1 protein-coding gene is annotated in these 1,321 nt (G+C 68.7%); it reads right to left on the bottom strand.

Annotation, left to right across the window (positions count from 1 at the left end):
- Positions 1 to 1,321: hypothetical protein (locus FN829_RS16045; RefSeq protein WP_185955797.1), on the bottom strand; the 1,321-nt coding region annotated here is incomplete at both ends.

The raw sequence follows: 1,321 nt of genomic DNA on the forward strand, positions 1-1,321 counted from the left end.
AACTGCTGGAGCACCAGGAACATCCCGACCGGGACGCTCCCCGCCGAGATGATCAGCCGCTCGGTCGCCGTGAACGCTCCCGACGTGAGCAGCCAGACACCGCCGCCGAGCGTCAGCGCCGCGAGCACGATCTCGTTGTCGAAGACGCGCTCGAGGAGCCCGCCCGCTCGCGCCGCCACGTCGGTAGCCGCGTCCGCGGCCGCGTCGCTCCGCGTCCCCTCGTCGAAGAGCCCCGTCCGCCGCGAGATCACGGCGAGTCCGAAGACTCCGGCGAGTCCGAACAGGAACACGTCCGTTCCCGGCAGCAGCCCACGGAGCCCGCTGAAGCCGTTGAACGGCGACGAGCTCGTCACCATCGGCCCGCCGCCACCGCCGCCGGCGAGGCCCGAGCTACCGCCGCCACCCGAGCCGCCCGCGGTGCCGTCGTCCTCGCGGAACTGGATGACGCGCGTTCCCTCCGTGTCCTCGGTCGACAGCGTGAGCGAGTCCGACGCCATCCCCTGGTCGAGAACGATCTCGTCGCTCTCGTCGTAGAGGACGTACGGCTGCTGGGTAGTGTTCAGGTGCGTCACGTCGTAGTCGTCGCCGGTCCGCTCGCCCGGACTCACGCGGTAGACCGGCTCCGTCTCTGAGAGCCGGCCGTCCGGAACGTCCACGTCGATCGCTCCCGTGCCGATGTCGAACGCGAGCGGGAGCGTCCGGATCGTCGTCTCGCCGTTGTCCGGCGCGTTCGGGATCCGCATCTCGTTCACGCCCCGGCCCGTGAATCGGGTCGCTTCGGCACTGTCCCACGACGTGTTCGCGAGATAGTGAAGTTGCCCGCCCTGTGCCGTCTCCCCGACTCGCAGGTAGACATCGTCGGACGGGTTCGAGAGCCGGATCCGCGAGTTCAGGTCCTCGCCCTGGTCGGTCGGCTCGAGGACGGTCATTTCCGCACCCTCGACCTGAACTTTTGAGCCGTTCGCGGTGACCGTGGTAGTCCATCCGCCTTCGACGTCGCCGAGGTCGACGACGACCGAGCCGTTCCGCAGCTCGTAGTCGGGCGTCGGTCGCGGGCTCGGCGTCGTCCCGCTCTCGTCCGTGTACTCGACGGAGACGTCCCGGACCGCGATCACGCTGTCGGACGCCCACGGGATGGTGAGCGTCGCGTTCGACGTGTTCTCCGTCCACGACTTCGACACCGAGTACCGCTCGGAGAAGGCCTCGGCGGAGTACGAGACGGTTCTGCTCTCGCGGATGTCGTGTGAGAGGCTCACGTCGACTTTCGGGATCGGCGACCCCGCGATCAGCGAACTGTCGTTGAGCGCGATGTCGACCGTGT

It is taken from the genome of Halorubrum cibi, assembly GCF_900182635.1.
GTDB classification, from domain to species: Archaea; Halobacteriota; Halobacteria; order Halobacteriales; family Haloferacaceae; genus Halorubrum; species Halorubrum cibi.